The sequence below is a fragment of the Rhizobium sp. AB2/73 genome (genome assembly GCF_020871915.1).
Taxonomy (GTDB): Bacteria; Pseudomonadota; Alphaproteobacteria; order Rhizobiales; family Rhizobiaceae; genus Rhizobium; species Rhizobium dioscoreae.
Genome location: NZ_CP067072.1, coordinates 1,325,281 through 1,332,287, shown reverse-complemented (window position 1 = coordinate 1,332,287; position 7,007 = coordinate 1,325,281). Strand labels below are relative to the sequence as shown.

Sequence of the window (7,007 nt, the reverse complement as noted above, 5' to 3'; positions counted from 1 at the left end):
GGTTGTTTTCCCAATTAACTGCGCAATTGTGACAGAATGCTACTGAACTACGCAGTTACAATATGCTCCGATTCGTGTCCGTTTTACAAATGCTTAGATAAAAGGCAGTTTTTGATGCGTTTTTACGCATCAACAGCCTGCAGCGACGTTCGATCCGATGCCGCTTTACTATTTCGGCGATTTAGGTACGGCCGATCTGGATAGCGATTCGCATCCCGTTTTTCATGGACGAACGGCGAGTAGTCCACGGACCACTTTCGCTGAAGACCAATGGGATTCTGGAATGATCGCGTCCAAGCGTGTCGCTTCGTGAATGAAGCTTGATAGGCCGGTAGTCCGCGGACTACCGGGACGCAGCCGGAACTGCTGTCAATTGCATCGCCGCACCACCACGCCAAGGGCGCAGCGTTTCCATTATGGTCGTTACAATGAAGGCGAGGAGGGTATGAGGCGATGCGCCCAGGCGCATCAGCGGGCGGCGCGATCGGAGCGTCGCCCGAGGAGGGAGGCTCGAATGAGTTCTGCTTTGCTCAAAGCTGGCGGTGGTGGCGGCTCTTCGCGTTGGGTCGCAGCCTTGGCCTGCGTTTGGCGCAGCGTGATCAGGCGCTGCTGTGCGGCAAGCCTGTCTTCGGCCGAAAGCGGCTCGACGGGATTGCCGGCGAGATCGTGCCGCATGGAATCCGGCTGGGCGCAAGCATGATAATATCGCTTGGAATGCAGAAACGCGCTGGTGGAGCGACGCAGAGACATGACTGGCACGTCAGGTTTCAAAAGCGGACGGATTTCATTCCACAGGCCAAGCGCAAAAGGACGGATAGGGTCGCCGGCTTTGGCGGGTAGGATAGCGATGGGGCGAAGCAAGAGCGTATTGATCGCGGCTGCCTTCTTGACATCGAGTTCGGTCGCCACGATCGGCTCGCGATTGGTTGTCCAGGGTTCTTCCATCAAATCGTTCCTCTGCGTGCACTTCCATTACGGACTGATTGTGAAGTGATTTTGACGGGATGGCAAAGAAATCTGTCCCGCTTGTTCGCCCTCACGCCAAGCCGACGTTCATATATGAGATGGTGCAGCCTGCAGCAAGTTTTTGGTTAACGAGATTTTTATAGTTGGACGGCTAGCTTTCGCGAAGCCGCGATAGGTAGCGCGTACGCGGCGCATCTTCCCTCAATCCCGAATTTGTAACAAGCTGCCTGCGAAAATGTCGCAGGGCTCTGGTTTGCGCGGTTGGTGTGTTCAAAAGGGGAGGAGCCTTTTACTCGGGCGGCTGCAAACCAAATGCTAGCGGAGCAAGTCGGCGCCGAGTAGCATCTTTCATCGGCAAGGCAGCGTGGGAGCATTCGTATTTGAGGATGCCGCAGACGGAGAAGCGGTTGCGAGAATGAAGCCATCGAGGGCAGGGGCGGGTATCGCGCGGGAACCCACAAATCGCGTCTTGCGTCGTCAAGCCAACCCGACGCCCTTCGGTCCATTGAAGAGGGCTGCTCTATATCAGAGTGCGGTTTTCTCGCAGGTTGAAGCGCATTCCGCGACCGTCGTCATCTAATCTGTGAGCCCGGTAAAAAATCTGGAGATAGTAGCTATGGGCGGCTTGGCTGGCGGCGATCGTAGCGGTAGATACAGCAGCACAGCACGCTCGACACGATCCAAGTTCGAACGGCTCGTCAGTCATTGGGGGGAACTATTCTTGAATATAACAGCATCCCTTTCACTTGGCGTCGTTGTTTCACTCACGCTCGGTTCGAGTGCGTTTGCTTTTGACAAAGCTTCCTTCTTCGATGCCGCCCTTTGCAAGCCGCCTTATTCGACTGCCAGCGCGACAAAGATGTATGATGAGGCTGAAAAGCTTGCGAAGGCGGATACGTCGCTCATGACGGCTGCCGTCTACAAAATGTCTGCGGACTTTGGCCGCCAAGGCTTCAAGACGAATGAAATCGTCTTCGCAGGGACGAGCTTCGGCATTCTGGTCGAGGGCTTGCGGGCGGACGATCTGGCCAAGACCTATCACCTGACACCGGATGGGCTTGGTAATCTCCTCGGCACCGTAACGAAGTCATATGGGCGCGCTTTGCGCAAGGCTGAGCAGCCCGCGGCCGGGATGGGAGTGGTATCGGTGGTCGCCCGCGAATCCGCGGCCTTCCCAGGCAAGACCCTGCTGGCCTGCGAATTCGTCTCGCATGAAGACCTCGAAGCCATGAAGAGCATGCAATCACTGCCGAAGTAGTGCGTGCCGGGGTACGGCGCCGCTGCTTTTTCCCGCGGTTGGCAAGCGCATATGGTCTTTCGCGCAAGAGGAGCCATGGGAGCTGCAATCTGCTGCTCCGAAGCGGCTCTTGGTCGAGGTCTCAGTATCCGGTCTCCGCTAAAACTCGATCGCGGGGATGCTGGCATGTGGCGGAAGCAAAATCTTATATAGCTTCGGCTAAGCGAAGTATTAACCATAATCTCAAGCTATTGTGAAACCTGTCGTTTGACGCTTCCGGGCCGCAGCAACGGTATTTGGAGCAGCAAGGGTGATCGTTTCGACTTGGAAGCCGACAGACGCAAAATGCCGCTGCTGACTGAATTGGCGGCGCGCCAATCTGACGATCATCCTTTAGGACCAAGATTTCCCGCCCTGCATTGCCGGTATGTTACAGGAGAACCGCTATCATCTCTTTGAACCGCAAGTTCCGTAGGAAGCCTAGCGTCGAACTATGATGCGGTCAGCTCAGAATGATAGGCTCCAGCGATCCGCAGCGCCATTTGCGCCATTTGGTCGTCAGCTATACGCAGAACCCCGTGCTCCGCCATCAAAGCATGGTATTGCTGCTCCTCGAGCGGCACACCTGCAGGCAAGGGGACGACATGAAAATGTAAGTGGCTGTTGGCCTGTCGGCTGCCGAGTGAAAGTACGTAAATTCGCTCGGCGTCAAACACCCTTTTAAGGGCGCGAGACAACAGATGCACCTTTTCCTGTAATCGGAGATACTCTGCCGTCGACAGATCTTGAGCCAAATCCTCGCGGTGCTCTCTCGGACAGACAAGGCAGTAGCCAGGCAACGTTGGATACTTGCTCAAAAAGATAATCGTGTCGCCGTCCTCAAAAATGCGGTGATGAAAGCAAGAGGGATCACTCCTGACCAAACCGCAGATGAAGCATGGTTTTGTTTTGCTGTCGTGCACATAGGTCTTGAGATCAAATGGTTGCCGGTCGTTCATTTTGGACTTCTACCTTGTTGCTCGGCAGCGTATCGGCTTCCAATCTAGCGCATCAGTTCAGGTTGGGAAGTTGCTCCAGCAACGCCATCCATCCCGCTCCACGTACCGTAGCATGGGAACGTGGAGCGGATTGAATGGCTTGTTCAAACTTGGTGGAGCGAACGGCAAGCGCGCCCGTCAATTGAGTCATGAACACTCTGTGCTTCAGCAGGGAGCAGAGTTCCAAGCTGTTAGCGTCCTGCGATGCGATCGAAGTGCTGCGGGTTCGGGCTTACATGCGCCAGCGGACTACCCATCTCCCATCAAAACGGAATGGTGCGGCCAGCTTCAGATCATGCTGAAGCGGCGTCATATCCTTTCCGACGAGGGCGTCCACCTGAGGGCAAATACGTTTCCCGGCCCATGCACGGCGGCGAAGAGCAGTCCCGCTACGAAAACGAAGTGATCCACGAAGAAGCCGAATTCAGCTTGGTTGCCGGCCCAACGGTCCGGACCATGGAATGAGAATCCAAGGAAGATGACATACACAGCTGCAACGAACGTCGCCGGGACGAACAAAGCACCGGTCAAGAAAGCAACGGCAAGCAGCACTTCAAGGATTGCGGCACACCAAGCCAAGAATAATGGAAATGGGAAGCCGGCGGCAGCGATGTAGCTCGCAGTCGCGCCCATATCCATAAACTTGAACGAGAACGCCATCACGAAGACGGCGGTGAAGATGAGGCGCGCGATGAGAACGGCGGCTGTCTGCCAAATTGATTGAGCGTTTTCCACGATATCCCTCCAGGTTGACGCGGTTGATATTCCAAGGACGGCCAACCGAAGGTGATTCCGACAGAGAGGATGAAAATTATTTGCCGGATTCCCGCGATTGTCCGCTCATGCCGGAGGTATGGCTCGTGATGACATAGCGATCGTTCTCGTCCAGTGCGTCCGGATCCACCAGAACGACGGAAGGTTCTCCGGCGCCGGATATCAGAATGAAAGAATAGGGGTTCGTTGTCTCGTCGTTGGCAATCAGGAGCGATCTCTGGAGCAGTCGTGCCAGTTGGCTGGCAGAGTCCAGAAGGGGCGGCGGGTGCAGGTCATTGGAGTGATAGATGCTGATGGTCTGCGAAAAGTCATCGAAAGATCCCCACGTCACGAGGCATGTTGCCGGCATATCCGCGATTTGCGCTATGTCGTGGATTGCGTCCACGCTGTCGGTATCGACACTGAGTACGGCCGCGATGGAGCGCCGCAGCAGATCATCGTCAGCATGCTTTTCAAGAGCGGCATCAAACCAGATCATTGTCCGCGGTTCCGATTTTCAGGATTTGTGGGCGCAGGCGCCTTTATAGCCAAAGCTCTTCCGTCGCTTCAAAGTTCGAAAACCAACCAGAGTCATGCTCGCCATTTGCGTCGCATCGCAAGACATGTCGTCATCGACGATTACGACGTCATCATCCACTCCATCAAGGCATTCTGGGCATGAAGCAAAAATGCCTTGGCCACTCGGCTTTGGCAGGCTGTATGCAGCATTGCATCCGCCGTCAGTTCCTGACCTCTCGTGACTGGCGGGCATGGCAAAAAGATAGCGCCTTGCTTTCCTTCGTTGAGAAGCGAAGCCGACACCCGATACTCGGCCAACGCATCTTCTTCTGCGTCCGTTGGCCATGAATCGGTAATGATGACGTCCGCATCGAGCAGATGGCGAATGTCCCTGCTGCTCTCAAAATTCGGGTTCAGAAGGTCCGGGTCGGTGACGTGCCAGCGCTCCGGATAGACCTGGACGACGTGCATCGGCATCGATCGTGATGCCTCGACCCATGATCTCAATATATTGGCGTCTGGCGCAATTCCGACAACCTTGAGGCCATCAAGCGTTCCTCTTACGCGCTTGATATAGGCAAGATCGCCAAGCGTTTCGCAAGGGTGATTGGTTCTTGTTCGGGCATTGATAACGGGTGCTTCCGCGGCAGCAGCAAGCTCATGCAGAGTAGCAAGCTCTTTTGTCCTGACGACAAGAAGATCAAACCAATTATCGAGGTAGCCCGCCAGATCGGCTGTGGGTTCGCGAGTACTGAAGCTGATGGGAGGTTGAGCAGATATGCCGCCCATCGCCTTCACGCCGAGATCGAATGCGGTCGTGTTTCTCCATCCCGTGTCGTCGACAATGATGCCCACGCGCTTGCCGAACAGGGCTTGTGGCATGGTGCGTTCGTGCCAATGCTTTGCAAATTGGTCCGCCCGGTCAATAATCCCTAGGATAACGCTCGGGGGCAACGAGTGAAATTCGAGGAAATCTCTGTTCGACATAAAATTCATAGCGTATCCAGGTTGAATTCGGCAGCTCTCTGCAACGGCGGCCAGGCGTTCACCCTAGGCTGTTTTCGATCCGGCGCAATGGTGGAGAAGCGTCAGCCGACCGTCGCGACCTTGATGCCAGTCCCGCCCATGGCGGTGATCCGCTTTCGGCGAAGACCCATCGCAGATGCTGCATTTTCAAGATCTTTAGCAGCCCCATCGGCAAAATCTTTAGATCGGCCGGAGTATCGAGGCCGCAATGCTTTCCGGCTGCTTTGGTAGTTTTCGATGATCAGTGAATTAGATATGCCGACGGTGCTCTTTCTCCAAAAGACATCCTATATTGCCGGTGCGGTGACTTTGGGTTATTTGAAATACAGCTCGAATGAAAGCCGCGGCGTTGGTCTGCTTGCCTCAAGTTTCGTCATTCTCGCTGCGGCATCAACATTGGCCGGATATGCCGAAACCTATCCGGCATTCTATGCGCCTCTCAGCCTTATCAATCTCGTTTGCGCCGTGCTTGGATATTCGCTGCTCGGCTCATCTTTCGTGGTGATCAGCGATCCCGACAGAAAGGTGATGCCGGCTCTTGCATTGCTGCCTGCGCTGCTGACTTTGCTCGTCGGAGCTTTCACAGCATTTCATTTGAACAATACATATCGGGCGGCGACATTCAATTTCCTCGGCTGCGGGATGCTTGCCGGCGCGGCGATCGTCATATTCAGGGATTCCTTTCGCGAACCGCTGCCGATCAGAAAATTCGTTGCCGCAATATTATTGGCCTGCAGCCTGCTATCGCTGATAATGGCCTTCGAATTCTCGTTCCATTTCTTCGCCCTTCTCGATGTGGCGAGCGGCTTCCTGCTGATGATCCTTTCCAAGTTCGTGCTGGCGCTGTCGATCGTCATTTTCATAAGCGAGCGCCAACAGATAAAACTCAGACAAACAGCCGAGCGAGATGGCCTGACGGGTCTTTATAATCGTCGCTTCTTCAACGAGAACGCTTCCGGACGGCTTCGGGATGGAGATGCCATTATTTATCTCGATATCGATCATTTCAAGCATTTCAATGACCGTTGGGGCCATGCGGCTGGAGATGAAGTTCTCGTTGCAGTATCGCGAACGATCGAGGCGATACTGCCGTCGTCCGCCGTTTTCGCGCGGCAGGGAGGAGAGGAGTTCATAATCTTTCTTCCCTTGAAAGCAGGAGAGCCGCTTATCCAGGCCGAGCGCATTCGGGAAGCTGTTCAGCGAACCCGATTTCCGGATCTCGGTGCCGATGTGGTGGTGACGACGAGCATTGGCATTTCGAAGGTGAACCGGGAATGCAGGTCACTTGCCGAGCTTTGTCGCGAAGCGGATCGTGCCCTCTATCTGGCGAAGGCAGGCGGACGAAACCGGGTCTGTGATGCGAGCAGCGACTTTGTCGCTGAAGTTTACGTCCGCTCGGCGTAATCCTCGATTTTTGGTAACGGCCCGGAATGCCGGGAAGCGGCGTTGATTTAGCTGGCATGCCCCTT

At 55.1% G+C, this 7,007-nt stretch carries 7 protein-coding genes; 2 read left to right on the top strand and 5 right to left on the bottom strand.

Features of this window, described 5'->3' with window-relative positions:
- Positions 1-468: 468 nt before the first annotated feature.
- The gene (locus I8E17_RS25885; RefSeq protein ID WP_069610190.1) at positions 469-945 is read right to left on the bottom strand and encodes a ProQ/FINO family protein; all 477 of its coding nucleotides are present in this window, start codon (positions 943-945) and stop codon (positions 469-471) included.
- 742 nt (positions 946-1,687) lie between these two features.
- Between I8E17_RS25885 and I8E17_RS25880 the strand changes: the two genes are divergently transcribed.
- Positions 1,688-2,224, top strand: coding sequence for a hypothetical protein (locus I8E17_RS25880; protein ID WP_069610454.1), 537 nt, complete (start codon positions 1,688-1,690; stop codon positions 2,222-2,224).
- 470 nt (positions 2,225-2,694) lie between these two features.
- On the opposite strand, the gene I8E17_RS25875 is transcribed toward I8E17_RS25880, so the two are convergent.
- From I8E17_RS25875 to I8E17_RS25860, 4 genes are all read right to left on the bottom strand, one after another.
- A complete protein-coding gene (locus tag I8E17_RS25875; protein WP_069610189.1) occupies positions 2,695-3,201 on the bottom strand; it encodes an HIT family protein in 507 nt (168 codons plus the stop codon).
- Positions 3,202-3,549: 348 nt separating this feature from the next.
- Positions 3,550-3,975: a DoxX family protein gene (locus I8E17_RS25870; protein ID WP_176727950.1), complete on the bottom strand. Its 426-nt coding sequence runs from the start codon at positions 3,973-3,975 to the stop codon at positions 3,550-3,552.
- Positions 3,976-4,051: 76 nt separating this feature from the next.
- Positions 4,052-4,492, bottom strand: a complete 441-nt coding sequence (locus tag I8E17_RS25865) for a hypothetical protein (protein WP_176727949.1) — start codon at positions 4,490-4,492, stop codon at positions 4,052-4,054.
- Positions 4,493-4,632: 140 nt separating this feature from the next.
- Positions 4,633-5,508 (bottom strand): ornithine carbamoyltransferase, encoded by an 876-nt coding sequence (locus I8E17_RS25860; protein WP_069610188.1) that lies wholly within the window; start codon positions 5,506-5,508, stop codon positions 4,633-4,635.
- 267 nt (positions 5,509-5,775) lie between these two features.
- Here I8E17_RS25860 and I8E17_RS25855 point away from each other — a divergent pair, with 267 nt between their 5' ends.
- Entirely contained in the window at positions 5,776-6,942 is a 1,167-nt protein-coding gene (locus I8E17_RS25855; RefSeq protein WP_069610187.1) for a GGDEF domain-containing protein, read from the top strand.
- The last annotated feature ends 65 nt before the right edge of the window (positions 6,943-7,007 follow it).